The organism is Pseudomonas sp. dw_612 (assembly GCF_018449725.1).
GTDB lineage: Bacteria > Pseudomonadota > Gammaproteobacteria > Pseudomonadales > Pseudomonadaceae > Aquipseudomonas.
The window spans coordinates 544,558-562,194 of record NZ_JAAVVC010000001.1; the positions used below are offsets into that span (position 1 = coordinate 544,558).

The 17,637-nt window shown below is 58.6% G+C and carries 17 protein-coding genes; 7 read left to right on the forward strand and 10 right to left on the reverse strand.

From position 1 onward, the window contains the following. Nucleotides 1-32: 32 nt before the first annotated feature. Entirely contained in the window at nt 33-650 is a 618-nt protein-coding gene (gene thrH, locus HB680_RS02465; RefSeq protein WP_213936975.1) for a bifunctional phosphoserine phosphatase/homoserine phosphotransferase ThrH, read from the reverse strand. Between the two features lie 173 nt (nt 651-823). Here thrH and HB680_RS02470 point away from each other — a divergent pair, with 173 nt between their 5' ends. The 3 genes from HB680_RS02470 (at nt 824) to HB680_RS02480 (ending at nt 4,466) form a co-directional block, all read left to right on the forward strand. Beyond that, on the forward strand, nt 824-1,564 hold the full coding sequence (locus HB680_RS02470; protein ID WP_213936976.1) for a phosphoadenylyl-sulfate reductase: 741 nt from the start codon (nt 824-826) through the stop codon (nt 1,562-1,564). A gap of 574 nt (nt 1,565-2,138) precedes the next feature. Then, nucleotides 2,139-3,680 (forward strand): NCS1 family nucleobase:cation symporter-1, encoded by a 1,542-nt coding sequence (locus HB680_RS02475; protein ID WP_213936977.1) that lies wholly within the window; start codon nt 2,139-2,141, stop codon nt 3,678-3,680. A 57-nt stretch (nt 3,681-3,737) separates the two neighbouring features. Continuing rightward, nucleotides 3,738-4,466, forward strand: a complete 729-nt coding sequence (locus HB680_RS02480) for an aspartate/glutamate racemase family protein (protein ID WP_213936978.1) — start codon at nt 3,738-3,740, stop codon at nt 4,464-4,466. Nucleotides 4,467-4,575: 109 nt separating this feature from the next. Here HB680_RS02480 and HB680_RS02485 read toward each other — a convergent pair whose 3' ends face one another. Then, nucleotides 4,576-5,499 (reverse strand): LysR family transcriptional regulator, encoded by a 924-nt coding sequence (locus tag HB680_RS02485; RefSeq protein WP_213936979.1) that lies wholly within the window; start codon nt 5,497-5,499, stop codon nt 4,576-4,578. Between the two features lie 125 nt (nt 5,500-5,624). Here HB680_RS02485 and HB680_RS02490 point away from each other — a divergent pair, with 125 nt between their 5' ends. After that, a complete protein-coding gene (locus tag HB680_RS02490) occupies nt 5,625-6,371 on the forward strand; it encodes a 3-oxoacyl-ACP reductase family protein (protein WP_213936980.1) in 747 nt (248 codons plus the stop codon). Between the two features lie 120 nt (nt 6,372-6,491). Here the strand turns inward: HB680_RS02490 and HB680_RS02495 are convergent, their stop codons facing one another. Next, nucleotides 6,492-7,187 (reverse strand): HAD-IA family hydrolase, encoded by a 696-nt coding sequence (locus HB680_RS02495; protein ID WP_213936981.1) that lies wholly within the window; start codon nt 7,185-7,187, stop codon nt 6,492-6,494. 263 nt (nt 7,188-7,450) lie between these two features. On the opposite strand from HB680_RS02495, the gene HB680_RS02500 reads away from it, so the two are divergent. Both HB680_RS02500 and HB680_RS02505 read left to right on the forward strand, forming a co-directional pair. After that, the gene (locus HB680_RS02500; RefSeq protein ID WP_213936982.1) at nt 7,451-12,325 is read left to right on the forward strand and encodes an RHS repeat-associated core domain-containing protein; all 4,875 of its coding nucleotides are present in this window, start codon (nt 7,451-7,453) and stop codon (nt 12,323-12,325) included. After that, the gene (locus tag HB680_RS02505) at nt 12,322-12,714 is read left to right on the forward strand and encodes a hypothetical protein (RefSeq protein ID WP_213936983.1); all 393 of its coding nucleotides are present in this window, start codon (nt 12,322-12,324) and stop codon (nt 12,712-12,714) included. The genes HB680_RS02500 and HB680_RS02505 overlap by 4 nt, the downstream gene beginning before the upstream one ends. 41 nt (nt 12,715-12,755) lie before the next feature. On the opposite strand, the gene HB680_RS02510 is transcribed toward HB680_RS02505, so the two are convergent. The 5 genes from HB680_RS02510 to HB680_RS02530 all read right to left on the reverse strand — a co-directional run bounded on the left by HB680_RS02510 (nt 12,756) and on the right by HB680_RS02530 (nt 14,845). Then, complete coding sequence (locus HB680_RS02510; RefSeq protein ID WP_213936984.1) at nt 12,756-12,974, reverse strand: hypothetical protein; 219 nt, start codon at nt 12,972-12,974, stop codon at nt 12,756-12,758. Between the two features lie 85 nt (nt 12,975-13,059). After that, nucleotides 13,060-13,245, reverse strand: coding sequence for a hypothetical protein (locus HB680_RS02515; protein ID WP_213936985.1), 186 nt, complete (start codon nt 13,243-13,245; stop codon nt 13,060-13,062). Nucleotides 13,246-13,374: 129 nt separating this feature from the next. After that, nucleotides 13,375-13,797, reverse strand: a complete 423-nt coding sequence (locus HB680_RS02520) for a hypothetical protein (RefSeq protein WP_213936986.1) — start codon at nt 13,795-13,797, stop codon at nt 13,375-13,377. A gap of 166 nt (nt 13,798-13,963) precedes the next feature. Continuing rightward, the gene (locus HB680_RS02525; protein ID WP_201196239.1) at nt 13,964-14,335 is read right to left on the reverse strand and encodes a bacteriocin; all 372 of its coding nucleotides are present in this window, start codon (nt 14,333-14,335) and stop codon (nt 13,964-13,966) included. Nucleotides 14,336-14,656: 321 nt separating this feature from the next. After that, a complete protein-coding gene (locus HB680_RS02530) occupies nt 14,657-14,845 on the reverse strand; it encodes a hypothetical protein (protein ID WP_123512088.1) in 189 nt (62 codons plus the stop codon). A gap of 261 nt (nt 14,846-15,106) precedes the next feature. Here HB680_RS02530 and HB680_RS32610 point away from each other — a divergent pair, with 261 nt between their 5' ends. After that, complete coding sequence (locus tag HB680_RS32610) at nt 15,107-15,820, forward strand: hypothetical protein (RefSeq protein ID WP_256735437.1); 714 nt, start codon at nt 15,107-15,109, stop codon at nt 15,818-15,820. Between the two features lie 41 nt (nt 15,821-15,861). On the opposite strand, the gene HB680_RS02540 is transcribed toward HB680_RS32610, so the two are convergent. Together HB680_RS02540 and HB680_RS02545 are read right to left on the reverse strand one after the other, a co-directional pair. Further along, nucleotides 15,862-16,182: a YbjQ family protein gene (locus HB680_RS02540; protein ID WP_192226200.1), complete on the reverse strand. Its 321-nt coding sequence runs from the start codon at nt 16,180-16,182 to the stop codon at nt 15,862-15,864. A gap of 27 nt (nt 16,183-16,209) precedes the next feature. Continuing rightward, entirely contained in the window at nt 16,210-17,517 is a 1,308-nt protein-coding gene (locus HB680_RS02545; RefSeq protein WP_213936987.1) for a serine hydrolase, read from the reverse strand. Between the last annotated feature and the right edge of the window lie 120 nt (nt 17,518-17,637).

Below are 17,637 nucleotides of genomic sequence, written 5' to 3' on the forward strand. Positions count from 1 at the left end.
GCAGCCTTCGGCAGTTCCTACAGGGTTGAGGTTTACAGACTGAGGGCGCGGTTGGAGGCTTTGATAAATTCCTGCTTCAAATCCGCAAAACTGTGCACCGCCGGGAACTGCGGGAACTCGCGAATCACATTGTCCGGCGCATGGAACAGAATCCCGGCATCCGCCTCACCCAGCATCGTCGTGTCATTGTAGGAATCCCCCGCCGCAATCACCCGGTAGTAGAGGCTCTTGAACGCCAAAACCGACTGACGCTTGGGATCTTTCTGACGCAACTGATAGCTGGTCACCCGCCCGGCATCGTCGGTAATCAGGCGATGGCAAAGCAAGGTCGGGAAGCCCAGTTGACGCATCAGCGGCTGGGAAAACTCATAGAACGTGTCCGACAGAATCACCACCTGGAAGCGCTCGCGCAGCCAGTTGACGAACTCGATGGCGCCGTCCAGCGGCTGGAGCGTGGCGATCACTTCCTGAATATCGGTGAGCTTCAGGCCATGTTCGTCGAGGATCCGCAGGCGCTGCTTCATCAGCACGTCGTAGTCGGGAATGTCCCGGGTGGTGGCCCTCAGGGATTCGATTCCGGTTTTTTCGGCGAAGGCGATCCAGATTTCCGGGACCAGCACACCTTCAAGATCCAGACAGGCAATTTCCACAAGACACTCCCATTTGTATTGATTATTGAGTCGAGCGAGCAAAAGGACTGCCGAACTCTAGCGACTCGGGCGAGCCTGTGCAACGCAGAGGGCGCGCCAGTGGCCGTGGGATTTTGTTACCATCGGCCCCATATAGAGCGCCCAGCGCCACCGACCTGTAGGAAGCCGCCCTGATGAGCCCATCGTTCGATGTCGTGGAACTCGCCACGACCTATGCCAACAAATCCGCCCAGGACATCCTGAAGCTCGCGTTCGCCGAGTTTGGCGATGACCTGTGGATATCTTTCAGCGGCGCCGAGGATGTGGTGCTGGTGGACATGGCCTGGAAGCTGAACAAGAACGTCAAGGTGTTCAGCCTCGACACCGGCCGCTTGCACCCCGAGACCTACCGTTTCATCGATCAGGTGCGCGAGCACTACAAGATCGACATCGAACTGGTGTCGCCGGACTACACGAAACTTGAACCGTTCGTGAAGGAAAAAGGCCTGTTCAGTTTCTACAAGGACGGCCATGGCGAATGCTGCGGCATCCGCAAGATCGAGCCGCTGCGCCGCAAACTGTCCGACGTCACCGCCTGGGCCACCGGCCAGCGCCGGGACCAGAGCCCGGGCACCCGCAGCGCCGTCGCCGTGCTGGAAATCGACACCGCGTTTTCTACCCCGGAGCGCACGCTGTACAAATTCAACCCGCTGGCGCAGATGACCAGCGAAGAGATCTGGGGTTACATCCGCATGCTGGAGCTGCCTTACAACAGCCTGCATGAACGTGGCTTTATCAGCATCGGCTGTGAGCCGTGCACCCGCCCGGTGCTGCCGAACCAGCATGAGCGCGAAGGTCGCTGGTGGTGGGAAGAGGCGACGCAGAAAGAATGCGGGTTGCATGCGGGGAACATCATCAGCAAGTCCAAGGCATAACCCCTAGCCTTGTGAAGATCCAAATGTGGGAGCGGGCTTGCTCGCGAAGGCGTCGTGTCAGTCGACTTCAATTTCAACTGACCCACCGCCTTCGCGAGCAAGCCCGCTCCCACAGGTCCGATTGCGGCTTAATAAATGTGTACACACAAATGTCACCATAAGTGCCATTTATGTGTGCACTTTTTGTTTCATCGCCCCCAAAAGTTACAATTTCCCTTCCTGCCTTCCTCAGTCGACGTTTCCTAAACACTTCGCCGAAAATAAATACCTGTTTAATCGGTCAATTTATATGTCCTTTATTTCAGCAACTTATCGCCTATCGATAACAAAAAGAAATTACAGAAGAACTTCATAGATCCTGATCTGGCATAGAACTGGCTTAAGTGCGTTTATGTTTTGTATACAATTTTATTCAAAACATACACACACTTTAGATCCGCAAGCCTGAAGCGCCCTATCCCGTACAGGCTGCAGATGCCCCGTAACCAGTGATGCTCACCCCCGCGACGAAGATTTGTCGAGCCAACGCTCATGCACAGTCATCGCGGTATTCGAGCATCAGGAGCCTGCCGGAATGCGTACTAGCCTATCCAATAACAACATCGCGCTGGATCTGCCCTCCTCTCAACCTGCCCTCAACATTAGCGATCAAACGCTTCAAGCCCCGGTGGTCCTCAGCCCCCGCCTGCACAATAAAGACCTGGCGCCGACCAAGGCCGAAGGTCGGCGCTGGGGGCGCTATAGCATCTTTGCCCTGTGGACCAATGACGTTCACAACATCGCCAACTACTCGTTCGCCATCGGCCTGTATGCCTTGGGTCTGGGCGGCTGGCAGATCCTGTTGTCGCTGGGGATCGGCGCGGCGCTGGTGTATTGCTTCATGAACCTCTCCGGCTACATGGGCCAGAAAACCGGGGTGCCGTTTCCGGTGATCAGCCGGATCAGTTTCGGCATTCATGGGGCGCAAATTCCTGCACTGATCCGCGCCGTTATCGCCATCGCCTGGTTCGGGATTCAGACGTACTTGGCGTCAGTCGTCTTTCGCGTGCTGCTGACCGCAGTGCATCCCGGCTTCGCCGACTACGACCACGACTCGATCCTCGGCCTGTCGACCTTGGGCTGGATCTGTTTCGTGGCGATCTGGTTCGTGCAGCTGGCGATCCTGGCGTATGGCATGGAAATGGTGCGGCGCTACGAGGCATTTGCCGGGCCGGTGATCCTGCTGACCGTCGCCTCCCTCGCCGGATGGATGTACTTCCAGGCTGACGCGACCATCGCCTGGTCGATCCGCGAACCGCTGAGCGGTGGCGAGATGTGGCGCAACATCTTTGCTGGCGGCGCGCTGTGGCTGTCGATCTACGGCACGCTGATCCTCAACTTCTGCGACTTCGCCCGTTCCTCGCCATGCCGCAAAACGATCAAGGTCGGAAATTTCTGGGGCCTGCCGGTGAATATTCTGGTGTTCGCCAGCATCACCGTCCTGCTTTGCGGTGCGCAGTTTCAGATCAACGGCCGGATCATCGAAAGCCCGACCGAAATCATCGCTTCCATCCCGAACACGTTCTTCCTGGTCCTCGGTTGCCTGGCCTTCCTGATCGTTACCGTGGCCGTCAACATCATGGCCAACTTCGTCGCCCCGGCCTTCGTGCTCAGCAACCTGGCGCCGAAATACCTGACCTTCCGCCGCGCCGGGCTGATCAGCGCCACCATCGCCGTGCTGATCCTGCCGTGGAACCTCTACAACAGTCCGCTGGTGATCGTGTATTTCCTGTCCGGCCTCGGCGCCCTGCTCGGCCCGTTGTACGGGGTGATCATGGTCGACTACTGGCTTGTACGAAAAGGTCAGATCAATGTGCCGCAGTTGTACAGCGAAGACCCCAACGGCGCTTATTACTACAGCCGTGGCGTCAATCTCCGCGCGGTGGCGGCGTTTATTCCTGCAGCCCTGATCGCCATCGTCCTGGCGCTGATGCCGGGTTTCCACAGCGTGTCGCCGTTCTCCTGGCTGATTGGCGCCGGGATTGCAGGGATGCTCTACCTGATCATCGCCAAACGGCAGCCGCATTACGCCGATGTCAGCGGTGAAAGCATCGCGGTCGATAACGTCAGCCATTAATCCCCTGGCGGCCCGGCAGCGTCGGGCCGCAGAACCACCCCGCTATAAGGACTTCCCATGCGAATTCTCGTGGTCAACGTCAACACCACCGAATCCATCACCCAGGCCATCGCCCGCCAGGCCCGGTCCGTGGCCGCGCCCGGCACTGAAATCATCGGTCTGACGCCACATTTCGGTGCCGATTCCATCGAAGGCAATTTCGAAAGTTACCTGGCCGCTATCGCCGTGATGGATCGGGTCATGTCCTACGACCAGCCCTTCGACGCGGTGATCCAGGCCGGCTACGGCGAACACGGTCGCGAAGGCTTGCAGGAATTGCTCAACGTGCCGGTGGTGGACATCACTGACGCGGGCGCCAGTACCGCCATGTTCCTCGGCCATGCCTACTCGGTGGTCACCACCCTGGACCGCACCGTGCCGCTGATCGAGGATCGCCTCAAGCTATCGGGGCTGTGGGATCGTTGTGCGTCAGTGCGGGCCAGCGGTTTGGCGGTGCTGGAACTGGAATCCGATCCGCAGCGTGCGCTGGAGGCGATTGTTCGCCAGGCGGAATTGGCCGTACTGGAAGACAAGGCCGAGGTGATTTGCCTGGGCTGCGGCGGCATGGCCGGACTGGATGAACAGATCCGCCAGCGCACCGGTGTGCCGGTGGTGGATGGCGTGACGGCGGCGGTGACCATTGCTGAATCGCTGGTGCGGTTGGGGTTGTCGACCTCGAAAGTACGGACGTATGCGACACCGCGGCCGAAGACGATTATTGGGTGGCCGGGGCGGTTTGGGCGGTAGACCGCGTTATCGTTTAATCGCGAGCAAGCTTTGCTCCTACAGAAACCGCGCAAATCCCTGTAGGAGCAAGGCTTGCCCGCGAAGGCCGCGACTCGGTCTAACTCAGGCTTCAAATCGCACTAAACCGCGCCCCCAACCCCCGCGCCGCAAACTGCTCAATAATGAAATCCACAAACGCCCGGGTCTTGCCCGGCAACAACTTGTGTTCCGCGTAATAGATCGAAATGTTGCCATCGTCGACGTACCAGTCCGGCAACACCCGCTGCAACGTCCCGGCCTCCAGATAACCTACGGCAAACGGCATGCTCACCAGCGCAATGCCCAAACCCTGCACAGCACAGGCGCAGGCTGCTTCCGAATCGCTCATGGTCATCCGCGCCTTGAGCACCAGCGGACTGTGTTGCTGGGTCCGACTGCTCAGTTGCCAGGAGCGCACGCGGCCGGTTTGCGGGGAGCGGATCAGAATCCCGTCGCACAGCTTGAGGTCGTCAGGTTCGACGATCGCCTCGCGCCCGGCCAGATACTCGGCTGACGCCACCAGCACTCGATGGGCCGGGGTCAGCTTGCGCGCCACCACGCCTTGGGGCAGTTCGAATCCGCCGCCAATCGCCGCATCAAAACCTTGAGCGATCAGATCGACCTGACGATTATCGAAATGCCAGTCCGGGTTGATTGCCGGAAAGCGCTTTAGAAATTTCCCCAGTAGCGGCACGACATATAACCGCCCGAACACCGTGCCCATGCTGACTTTCAGCGTGCCCGCCGGGCGTCCTTCGGCACTGGCGAGGTTGGCCACGGCATTTTGAATGGTGTGCAGGCTGGCGCTGACTTCGCTCAAAAACAACTGACCGGCCTCGGTCAACGTCAGGCTACGGGTACTGCGCTGAAACAGCCGCACACCCAGGCGCGCCTCAAGTTTGGCGACGCTTTTGCCCACGGCCGCGGGGGTCAGGCTCAGGCGTCGCGCGGCTTCGGCGAAGCTGCCGACCTCGGCGCTGCGCACGAAGCATTCGATACTGCTGAAGGTTTCCATAGTCGCCACTATAAACTTTTGGTTTACACAGACTATCGCAATTACCCTCTACACAGCATGTAATCCGGAATCGATACTAGGCTCCATCAACCGAGACATCTCGCCTCGGGACTTTGGAGATCGATATGACTACTCAGAACCTCAGCGGCAAAGTGGCTTTGATTCAAGGCGGATCCCGCGGCATCGGCGCAGCCATCGTCAAACGCCTGGCCGCTGAAGGCGCCGCGGTTGCCTTCACCTACGTCAGCTCCACCGCCAAGGCAGAAGAATTGCAAAACAGCATCACCGGCAACGGTGGCAAAGCCCTCGCCATCAAAGCCGACAGCGCTGACGCCGACGCCATTCGCAACGCCGTGACCGCCACCGTCGACGCCTTCGGTCGCCTGGACATCCTGGTCAACAACGCCGGTGTGCTGGCCGTCGCCCCACTGGAAGATTTCAAACTCGAAGACTTCGACCAGACCTTGGCCATCAACGTGCGCAGCGTATTCATCGCCACCCAGGCCGCCGCCAAACACATGACCGAAGGCGGTCGCATCATCAACATCGGCAGCACCAACGCCGACCGCATGCCCTTCGCCGGTGGCGGCCCGTACGCGATGAGCAAAGCGGCGCTGGTCGGCCTGACCAAAGGTTTGTCCCGCGACCTCGGTCCGCGCGGCATCACCGTCAACAACGTGCAACCGGGCCCGGTCGACACCGACATGAACCCGGCCAGCGGCGACTTTGCCGAGAGTCTGATCCCGTTGATGGCCGTGGGTCGTTATGGCAAAGCGGAAGAGATCGCCAGTTTCGTCGCTTACCTGGTTGGCCCGGAAGCGGGTTACATCACCGGTGCGAGCCTGACGATTGATGGTGGTTTTGGCGCCTGATGAGCTAAAAACAAAATCAAATGTGGGAGCGGGCTTGCTCGCGAAGGCAGTGTGTCAGCCGACATCAATGTTGTCTGACGCTGCCTCTTCGCGAGCAAGCCCGCTCCCACATTTACTGCATCAGGCCCATTCGAGTGCTGGCAAACCGCATGCACTCGGCGTGAATGCCTTCAACGTACGAAGAATCCCATCCGCATGTGCGTACTTTTCGTCCGCCATGGCCGCATCCGGGATCGCAATCGCGGTCATCCCCGCCGCTTTCGCCGCTGTGACGCCAAAGGGCGAATCCTCGAACACCAGGCAATCCTCCGGCGCAACACCGAGGCGCCGCGCAGCGGTCAGGAAGATGTCCGGCGCTGGTTTGGCCGCGCCGACTTCCGGATCATCGGCGGTAACAACGAAGTCAAACAGCGCAAACCAGTCGCGGTGCAACGTGGTTTTCTGGCCGAACGATTGGCGAGAAGAACTGGTGCCCACCGCAATCGGAATGTTATTGGCCTTCAAATGCCGAACCAGTTCCTCGGCACCCGGCATCGCCAGTGCCTTGGGGAAACGCTCGCGCATCAGCGGCTCGCGGATCACCAGGAACTCTTCGGCGGTGATCGGCAAATCCAGCGCTTCGACCACATAACGCGCCAGGTCGCCCGCGCCACGGCCGATGATGTTCTGCTTGATGCTCCAGTCGAAGGTCCGGCCGTAACGCTCGACAATCATCGACGTGACCTCGGTGTAAATGCCCTCCGTGTCCAGCAGCAAGCCATCCATGTCGAAAATAACGGCCTTGATCGGGCCGAATGCTTTCAGTGGTGCATTCATCGCATCTGATCCGTTTTTTAATGACATCCCAGGCGGCTCAGGTACGGCCAGTACTCGGATCGATTAAAGGGTTCAGCAGCATAACGAGCACGGCTGGCATAGGGCAACGGGCAATCCCCCGATGGATAAGAAAACCTGCACGTCCGTGCTGCCCATGATTTAGAGATTATCCCTACAGCAAACACCTCCTTTCCCGACTTCTTTCCTCGCTGATCCCCCGCAAAGTCTCGCGCTCCTTAATTGAAGCGCGCGAGTGACTGCGAATGTTCGACCCCGATCGACTCCTGGCCCTGAACAACACCATCGGCCTGCTGGTGGTCGCCTCCATGAACCCGGAGCAACCGAACGTCGAAACGTTGCTCGGTGAGTTCCGTCTCTGCCTTAACGACTATGAGCGCTGGGCGGAAAACTTTTGGAGCGGTTGGGCGCTGGACGTCGAGCAGGTGTTCAGGGTCGGCAATGATGTTCGCCTCAGCGCGCCACTGAATCCCCCCAAACCTGTCAGCTCTGTCGTTGCTCAATGCCCCGCCGCCGGCCCCTTGACCCTGGTGCACATGTTCGAGGCGGCGCGTTTCGTGCCGATCGGCAATACGCCGGTGATGCTCGAGCCGGTCATCGCGAATCGCAACGGCGAGCTGACATTCGGCGAGCCCGTCCACAAGACCATCGGCCCGAGCGGCATTCTTGAGGTTTCCGACTGTCAACGGGGCCAGCGTTATCGCATCACCTTCTTTCCCGATGTTTCCGCCGAGCACATCAAAGTGCTATATGCCTCTTATCAAGGCCTGATCGACGAGCTGGAAGGCTGGTTGCGTGCCGAGTGGACCGCTGAATTCGAGCCGTTGTGGGCGGAGTTCGCCAGCGCCGGATTCCGCGAACGCTTTGGCCTGCTGCAAGAGGCGGACTGGCGGGGTGTCGAAAAATCGTTGCAGGGTATTTGGGATGACGTGAAACAGGTCTATGCCCTGCTCGCGGACCTGCAAGCCAACAGCGAAAAACTGTTGGAGTACCTGACCCAAGCCGAACTGGACGCGCTGCTTCTTGCCTCTGCCGACGCCATCGCCAATGGCTTGCTGCTGCTGAGCGACGAGCCGCTGCTGTTCATTCACCTCGCCGCGTTTACCAGTTGGCTGAGGATGCTGCCGCCGCAGTTCGCCGCCGAGGTGGTGGCGGAAATTCGCACCGAGTTGTTGATCGCGTTTGTGTTGATGGCGGTGACCGGCCCGATGGGCGTGAGGGTCGGTTTAAGCGTCAAAGTGCTGGGCAAAGTCAAATCGCCACGGGCCCGACAGTGGCTGGCGGCGGCCACTTTGCGCCTGAGCGAATTGACCGAAAAATCAAGACTGACTGATCACGCAGGCGCGTTTAAACCGCTGGCGGTCAATGCGCGCCACGCGCCTTTGAATCCGACGCCGACCTTGCCACTGGAGATTCGCAACGGTGAGGCACCGATTCTGGTGGTGAAAAATCCGGCGCCCATCGCCCGGAATAAAACGGACGCGCAAACGCGATTGGTCCGACACGAACCTCACGACGATGCGCCGGACCAGGCGAAAAACCCCAACGGCGACAGTGCCGATTGCGGGTCATTGACCTGCACCAATGGCTGTCCGGTGTCGATGGTCACCGGCGAAGAACTGCTGACCCTGACCGATGGTTCGCTGGACGGGATCCTGCCCTTCGACTTCACCCGGCTGTATCGCACCAGTGCAGTGGAGCTGGACTGTGGGCTGGGCTGGGGCTGGACGCATTCCCTCGCCCACCGCCTGGAGCTGGACGACCAGCAGGTCATCTGGATCGACCATGAAAACCGTCGTACGACGTTTCCGCTGCCGAATGTCGAACGCCCGACAATCCATAACAGCCTGTCGCGAGCGGCGATTTATTTGGGGGATCAGCCGCAGGAGCTGATTGTCGCGATGGCGGGCGAAACGCCGCGGTTTTACCACTTCCACAACGGGCGGCTGACGGCGATCAGCGATGCCTACGGCAACCGGCTACAGATCACCCGCGATCGCCAGGACCGCATTCAACGCCTCGACAACGGTGCCGGGCGCTCGCTGCGTTTGTGTTACGAGCGTCGACATCTGGTCGCTGTCGAATATCAGACGTTTCATCCCGCCGAAACGCTGAGCGACGCCTGGCGTACAGAGCAGGCGCTGGTTTCCTACCGCTACGACGCCCGCCATCGCCTGATCGAAGCGACCAATGCCGCGGGCGAAAGCGAACGCTACGACTACGACGATCAACACGTGATCCTCCAGCGGCAATTGGCCGGTGGGGCGAGTTTCTTCTGGGAGTGGGAAAAGTCCGGCAAGGCTGCGCGATGCGTCCGGCACCGGGCTTCATTTTCGCAGACGGACACGGCGTACACCTGGGATGACCAAGGTGGCGTCGTGGTTAGAAACGTCGACGGCAGTGAAGAGGTTTACGTCCACGACGACCGGGCGCGGCTGGTGCGCAGGGTTGAGCTGGACGGTGGCGAACACCTCAAGACCTACGACGATCACGGCCGACTGATTGCCGAGCAGGATCCGCTCGGTGCGGTGACCGAATACCGCTACGACGAAGTCGGACGCCTCGTGGCGCTGATTCCGCCGGAAGACGAGCCGACGTCCTACGAGTATCGCAACGGTTTCCTGCACGCGCGGCGGCGCGGCAAAGCAGTGTGGAAGTATCAGCGCAATGCTCAAGGGGATGTGACCGAGGCGACCGATCCGGATGGTCAGGCCAGCCACTATCACTACGACGCGCAGGGGCGTTTGCAGTCAATCCGTTATCCGGACACCAGTCGGCATGTGTTTGTCAGGAACGGTCTGGGGCAATTGATCGAAGAGACGTTGCCGGACGGCGGGCAACGGCGGTTTTCCTACGACGCTCTGGGGCGACGGATTACCCGTCAGGACGAACAGGGTGCCGTCACCCGTTACCAATGGGATGCTGTCGGCCGACTGATCCAGACGACTTTACCTACAGGCGCCATCCGCGCTTTCAGCTACAACGCCTACGGCAAGATCACCGCTGAACAGGATGAGCTGGGGCGTATCACTCGCTACGAGTATGCCGACGATCTGCATCTGGTCAGCCGCCGGATCAATCCCGACGGCACCCAGCTGAAATATCGCTACGACAATGCGCAACTTCTGCTGACGGAAATCGAAAACGAATCCGGCGAAAAATATCAGCTGGACTACACGCCGAACGGATTGATCCGACAGGAAACCGGATTCGACGCACAGCGCACGGCGTATGCCTACGACCTCAACGGGCATCTGCTGGAAAAAACCGAGTTCGGCGATGACGGCTCGACACTCGTCACCGGTTACCAGCGGGACTCCGCCGGGCGCTTGTTGGTCAAGACCCTGCCCGATGGCATCAAGGTCGAATACCGCTACGACAGCCTCGGCCGCATGGTCAGCGTTGACGACAGCCATGACCATCCGTTGGAGTTCGAATACGACCAGCAAGACCGACTGATCACTGAGCATCAGGGCTGGGGCACCTTGCGTTATGGCTATGACACTTGCGGCCAGCTCAACCACGTTCGCCTGCCCGACAACAGCAAACTCGACTTCCACCATGCCAAGGGCGGCGTGCTGACCGCCATCGACCTCAATGGCGCAAGGCTGACGACGCACACATTCGCCGCCGGTCGCGAACAACAGCGCCAACAAGGCTTGTTGCTCAGCGACTACCAGTACGACGACCAGGGTCGCCTGAAAGCCCATTCTGTCAGCCAACAGCGCCAACCGCTGTATCGCCGCGATTATGCCTACAGCGCCAACGGCAATCTCGACCACATCGCCGACACTCGTCACGGCCAACGCAGCTACCAGTACGACCCGCTCGACCGGCTGATCCGCGTCCGCCACTCCCGCGACCACGTGCCGGAAAGCTTCGCCCACGATCCGGCGGGCAACCTGCTGATGCAGGATCGCCCCGGTGTGGCGAGCGTTAAAGGCAATCGCCTGCTGATGCAGGGCGACCGGCATTACGACTACGACGCCTTCGGCAATCTCATTCGCGAACGGCGTGGCACTGCGCAAAAACTCGTTACCGAATATCGCTACGACTGCCAGCACCGGTTAGTGCAGGTCACTTTGCCGGATGGGCGTTGTGCGAATTATCGCTACGACGCCTTCGGCCGCCGCATTGCCAAAACGGTCGACGGCAAAACCACCGAATTCTTCTGGCAAGGCGATCAGGTGGTCGCCGAAAGCGGTCGCGAACATTACCGCAGCTATATCTACGAACCCGGCACCTTCCGCCCACTGGCCATGCTCGACGGCAAAGGCCCGCGCCAGGCCTGCCCGTTCTACTACCAACTCGACCACCTCGGCACCCCACAGGAACTGACCGACTACAGCGGCGAAATCGTCTGGGCGGCGCAATACACAGCCTATGGCCGACTGACCCGCCTCAGCCGCGACACCCATCAGGTGCTGGACCAGCCGTTGCGGTTTCAGGGGCAGTACTTCGATGCGGAGACGGGGCTGCACTACAACCGGCATCGGTATTACAACCCGGATGTTGGACGGTATCTGACGCTGGATCCGGTGAAGTTGGCTGGGGGGTTGAACCAGTACCAGTACACGCAGAATCCGACGGGGTGGGTTGATCCGTTAGGGTTGAACACTTGCCCTGGAACGGATGGGTGCAAAAGGCCAGTGGATGGGCAGGAGGATCCGGCTGGGAAGGTTTGGGTTGATGAAGGAGAACCTGAAACTCCAACCCCAAAACCCAAAAACTACTATTCGTATCGGGGTGACTCACGAGAGTCTTGGGAGATTTTTGAGGCAGGATTTGAGCCATTGGGCGACAGTACAGACCTCTACTTACATGCATTGGACAACAGAAGTCCTCCCAGCTTTTTCGTCAGCACCTCGATTTCGGAAAAGGAAGCCATAAAATTTGCAACAGGCTACGGTTTTGATGACGGGTTCGTTTATGTATTAAAGAATGTTCGCGGAATCGATGTAAATAAAGAGCTTGGACTGATGTCACCTCACAGACGTGAAATTGAAATAGCTGTTCCGGGGGGAGTCAATAATCAGAACATTGTCGGTGTTACACCTGTTCATGCCGATGGTAGTTATAAAGGCTACTCAATACCAAATCCGTACAGGAAACTTCCATGAAGACAATTGAAATTACGATAAGCTCAGGGAATACTACTGAGACAGCCAAGATCGAATGTGACCGGCAAAAACCGTGCTTAACTTTCACAATGCAAAGTGGTTTAAAAAAGACATACTCAGCGTCTGACCTTTACTTATGTTTAGGGATGTTGAGGGCCGACTTTCCAGACATAAAATTCCTATGTAAAGGCGCGAAACTTAACGTATATCCCTCGCGCATGTGCTCTCAAATGGCTGGTGGAGTAGTCGCCTATGAAATGAGCATGGGGAAACCTGCCGAACGAGAAGATATCGTAAATATCTTCGACTATGAGGACAAGGGCATCACCAATGACATTGAACAACAGCAGGAATTCTACAAGCGTTGGATCGAATCCCTAGCGCACTAGCATGGGGTACTAGGGGGCGAATGATTCACCCCCTGCATCCCTCAACTCGGCTCCCCCGACCCATCCTCCCCCGCAATATCCGGATCATCCGGACTCGCCTCCACATCCCCCCGCTTCACATCATCATTCGGTACCTGCTCCACCCCCGCGTCATCCTCATCATCGGGCGGACGCTGATCACGGCTCAGGGAATCAGTAGGCGAAGGCAGCGGATATTCAGGGGTTTCGTCAGCATCAGTGACGTTCGGATCAGCGTTCATAAAGCACCTCTCGAAGGGCCTGAAAAGCAGGCCCTGATAGTTCGAGGATGGTGTTACGCAGACGTTCGATCCGAGGGACGATCGGTCAATCTTCGTCTGCATCTTCCTCTTCGTACTCAGTGTTGCCCACATCCCCTGCATCGTCAGAGTCGTTGAGCGGCACGGTCGCATCGTCCATCAACGACCCCGGGTCTTCATTGCCAGGATCGTTCAAATACGGCACGCCCGTGGAGTCGTCGTCCTTATCCTTGTCTTCGGTTTCAAGTGTCATGGCACGCCTCACGATTTTCAGGGACTGTATGAAGTTCGGGGCGTCTTACAACCAAGCGTTTCAGAGCCCGCGACTCACAAATACAAACCCGTCGCATGGCCGGGTTTGTCCTGTCGCTAGACAGTCAAACTAGCGATGTTTGTTTCTGTGTTTATTCTTGTGCTTATGGCCGCCACCGGAATGGGAGCTGCCGCTGTCGCTACCCAGGTTGTTGCCGACTGCACCACCCGCGGCACCACCCAGGCCTGCGCCGATGGTCGAACCGGTGGAGCCGCCCAAACTATGGCCGACCACCGAACCACCCGCCGCTCCGATACCACCACCGACGGCCGCTTCTGTGCGGCTGCCCTTGCGCGCGCCGACCGCGCTGCCTGCCGCGCCACCCACACCTGCGCCGATCGCTGCGCCGGTGCTGCCGCCCATTTGCTGGCCGACCACATTACCCAGCGCACCACCAAGGCCACCGCCAACCGCTGCGGTGCCATCGCCGGCCGCAATGGCGCCCTGAGCGACCAAAAGACCAAGAACCAACGTGGACAATGTCAAACGCATGATATGAACCTCAATTCCGTATTGGGGGAGCGCAAGTGTCTCAACCTGCTCCCACACTACTCTGCTAGTCGAGAGGGTTGTAAGAGTTTGGAGACCCGCTGAAAAAAAACGTTCAGAAACGAAAAAGCCCGGCATTACGCCAGGCTTCTTGGGCTGACCTTCAGGATCAGTGGCGCTTGTGGCCTTTCGACAGGTTGGTACCGACCGCGCCGCCCGCTGCACCGCCCAAACCGGCGCCGATGGTTGCACCGGTCTTGCCGCCCAGGCTGTTGCCGATCACCGAACCGCCCGCAGCGCCGACGCCGCCGCCGATAGCCGCTTTGGTACGGCTGCCCTTCGGAGCGGCAATCGCGCTGCCGGCTGCGCCCGCTACGCCAGCACCAATCGCTGCGCCGGTGCTGCCGCCCATTTTCTGGCCAACGACATTACCCAGCGCGCCACCCAGACCACCACCGAGCGCGGCAGTGCCTTGACCGGCAGCCATCGCACCTTGAGTAACCAGAAGCCCCAGAACCAGAGCAGGCAGTGTTAAACGCATGACGAAAACCTCAAAAAAGGGGGATACGAAAAGGCGGAGATTGAATGCTTTAGTGAAGGCAAAGTCCAGCCACAAACCGGCTCAACCTCGCTATCGGCGACGGTTGGACAGCGTTTATGGAAAAGGTTTTATGACAGACAAAAAAAAGCCCGCTGGGGAGACGGGCTGGAGTATTGCTTTCTAACGGATGAGCTGAGACTACGTAGGACCTTGTGAAAAGTTTGTGAAACAAAAGCCACAACTTATCTGTGAGGCATTTCCCGGCAGTCAAACGCCAGAAATGAAAAACCCCGCACAATGGCGGGGTCGCTTTGCTGACGATTACTTCCTGGAAGGTGCTGCAACCTTGGGCAGAAATTTCGACTTCGGCCCGCGAGGCGCCGTCGATTTGATCTTGCCAGTCTTGACCTGATCCTCGCCAAAGCCAGCTACATACTCAGTCTGGCCACACTGCACGCAATTGTTGATTGGAAACTCAGCCCCGTCGTCTTCGATATACGGATCAGCCATTTTTTCGCCCCTTTCAAAACCGGATCGATACCGGCAAGCCCTATTTGCCTGAAAAATATCGACCACCAAGGCTTTTGAGACTAGTCGGTCATTACTGGACTTGTGATTCAGATCGCGCTGTGCCCGACGAATGGCCGACGTCGGCGTCCTACAAAATAATCAAAGAAATAAACAGCAACACACCACTTGTCTCACCACCCTCAAGATTTCCAGCTACAGGCCGTTGCCCTTGTTCCTACGCAAAAAACTCAGGGAGAGAACATGGAAATCAAGGGAATGCCGTCACTGATCAACACCACGCCCATCACGCTTACACCCGAGCAGATCGCGGCCGGTAAAGCAGGCGGAGACAAAATAAAGGACATGATCGACTCCGGCGCGATCGACATGAAAAATCCTACAGGCCTGACGCTGACCCCGGGTGTCATCTATCACCCAAGCAATCCGTCGCCGACCCAGCCCACTGAACCGGGACCTCCCCTGGTAGCTGTCATAACCTATATCGGCCGCACCGAGCCCACCAAAGACTTTCCGGCCGCGCGTGACCGCTTGATGGCAGCCCATGAAAACCTCAAGACGACGTACATGCAGTTTCTGGACGATCTGAAAAACATCGACCCGGCACTTGAGGAAAAGGACTTCGGCTTTACCGTCGATCCGCAAGGCCAGCTCAAGGCCACGTCCCCTTCCGGCTCGATCAGCGCCGAAGACCTTGCCCGTCTTTCCGACGTCATGAATCAGTCCGGCGCGTTGAAAGACGCCGCCAACGAATACGCTAAAAGTTCGTTCGACTTTGTGAAGGAAGACAGGGAATATCTGGGCACGGGCGGCTTCGTTCTGAACAAGGACAACTTCGAAAAAACCATCGATCTCGGCCAATTGTTCACGTATCAAAAGTCGGGAACGATGAACATGAGCAACTATTTTTTCAATCAGGTCTACACCAAGGGCGAACGCGCCCCGCATACGGTCTGATCAGCCTGACAACGCCCGTGCGCTGACCGCCTCGGGCCTTGTTATCTCAACTTGACCGCCGTCCCGGTCACAAACACCACCACCATTCCACCCTTGCCCGCCGGCATGCTGATCTCGAAATCGAGCCCCACTACCGCATCTGCCTGCAACGCCCGCGCCCGCTCCTTGATCTCGTCCGTCGCCTGAATCCGCGCCTCTTTCAACGCCCGCTCCAGCGTCTGCGAACGCCCACCAAAAAAATCCCGCATCCCGGCGAACATATCGCGGATCACGTTAACGCCCTGCACCGACTCGGCGCTGACGATGTCCAGGTAGGCGGTGATTTGGCGGCCTTCGATGGCGTGGGTTGTGGTGGTGATCATGGGGTTTCCTTCTTCATGGAGAGTGACTCAAGGCAACGTTGATAAATGCTCAGCCAACGCCTCAAACGCCGGCAAGGTTACCGGATCATTCGCCGAATTACTGGCCACCGGGTGCGAGGCATAACGCACGATCACCATCTCGGCCTTCGGATCGACATAGATTCGCTGTCCATGCACCCCACGCGCCATAAACGCCCCGCCCTGCTTGTTCGTCACCCACCACATCGACCGGTAGCTCCAGCCTTTCAATAGCTCATAACCTGCTTTGGCGAAGGCCTGTTTGTCACCGCCACGACGGATATCGTCCACCACCGCTTTCGGTACAATCTGCTGGCCATTAAACACGCCATCATTGCGCAGCATCTCGCCAAACCGCGCCAGGTCCCGCAGACCTGTGTTCAATCCGCCGCCAGCAAACGGCGTACCGATGGAATCCACCGTGAAATAGGCGTCCTGCTCGGCACCCAATCGACTCCAGATCCGTTCCGACAACAACTGCGCAACGTTGCGACCGCTGGCCCGGGCGATGATCCAGCCCAGCACATCGGTGTTGACGGTTTTGTAACTAAACGCGCTGCCGTGCTCACCTTGCAGTTGAACCGTCTGCAAGAACTCGTAGTAACTTCGCGGGCCTGTGTAGTCCTTTGGCTTGGGCAGCGGACTTCCGGCTTTGGCATGAGCCCAGACCTCGGCGTTCGGGTCGGCATAGTCTTCGCTGTATTTAAGGCCGGTGGTCATGTCGAGCACTTGACGCACCGTGGCACTGCCAAATGCCGAACTCGCCAACTCAGGGACGTAATCGACGACGTGCTTGTTCGCGTCGATGCGTCCTTCCGCCACCAACATCGCCCCCAGCGTACCGACCACCGACTTGGTCACCGACATCGCCGCGTGCTGGCCTTCCGGCGTCAGCACACCGAAGTAACGTTCGTAGACGATCTTGCCTTTGTGCACCACCACGATGCCGTCGGTGTACGTGGCGGTGAGGGATTGATCCCAGGTCATCGGGGTCTTCGCATCGAGCGGGGTGAAGCTGATGGCGTCGATGTCTTTGCGCAGTGCCGATTTCAAAGGAACGGACGCGCCCAGCCCGCGTGAAACGTTGGTCGTTGGCATCAACTGGCGGAAGTTCGAAACGCTCCAGCGCATCGCCGGGAACTGGAAGTAGCTGCCGTCTTCGAAGCGCACCGTTCGGTCGGCCGGTGGTGGCGAGCCAACCATCCAGCCGAGTTTTGCGGGGTCGCTGGCGGTGGCGGCTGGGAAAGTTTTAGTGTCGGCTGCGTTGGCGAGTGAAGACATGAAGCACATCAGCAGCGCCATTCGGTGGATAGCCATTAGTCGATTCCATTCGAGGGGTCCGACAGTCTATAACGGGCGAGAGGGATTCAGGCTCGTGATCTAACTGTTTTCACCGGCCCTGCTACAGTCACCGCCATGACTGTAAATAGAAAAAGT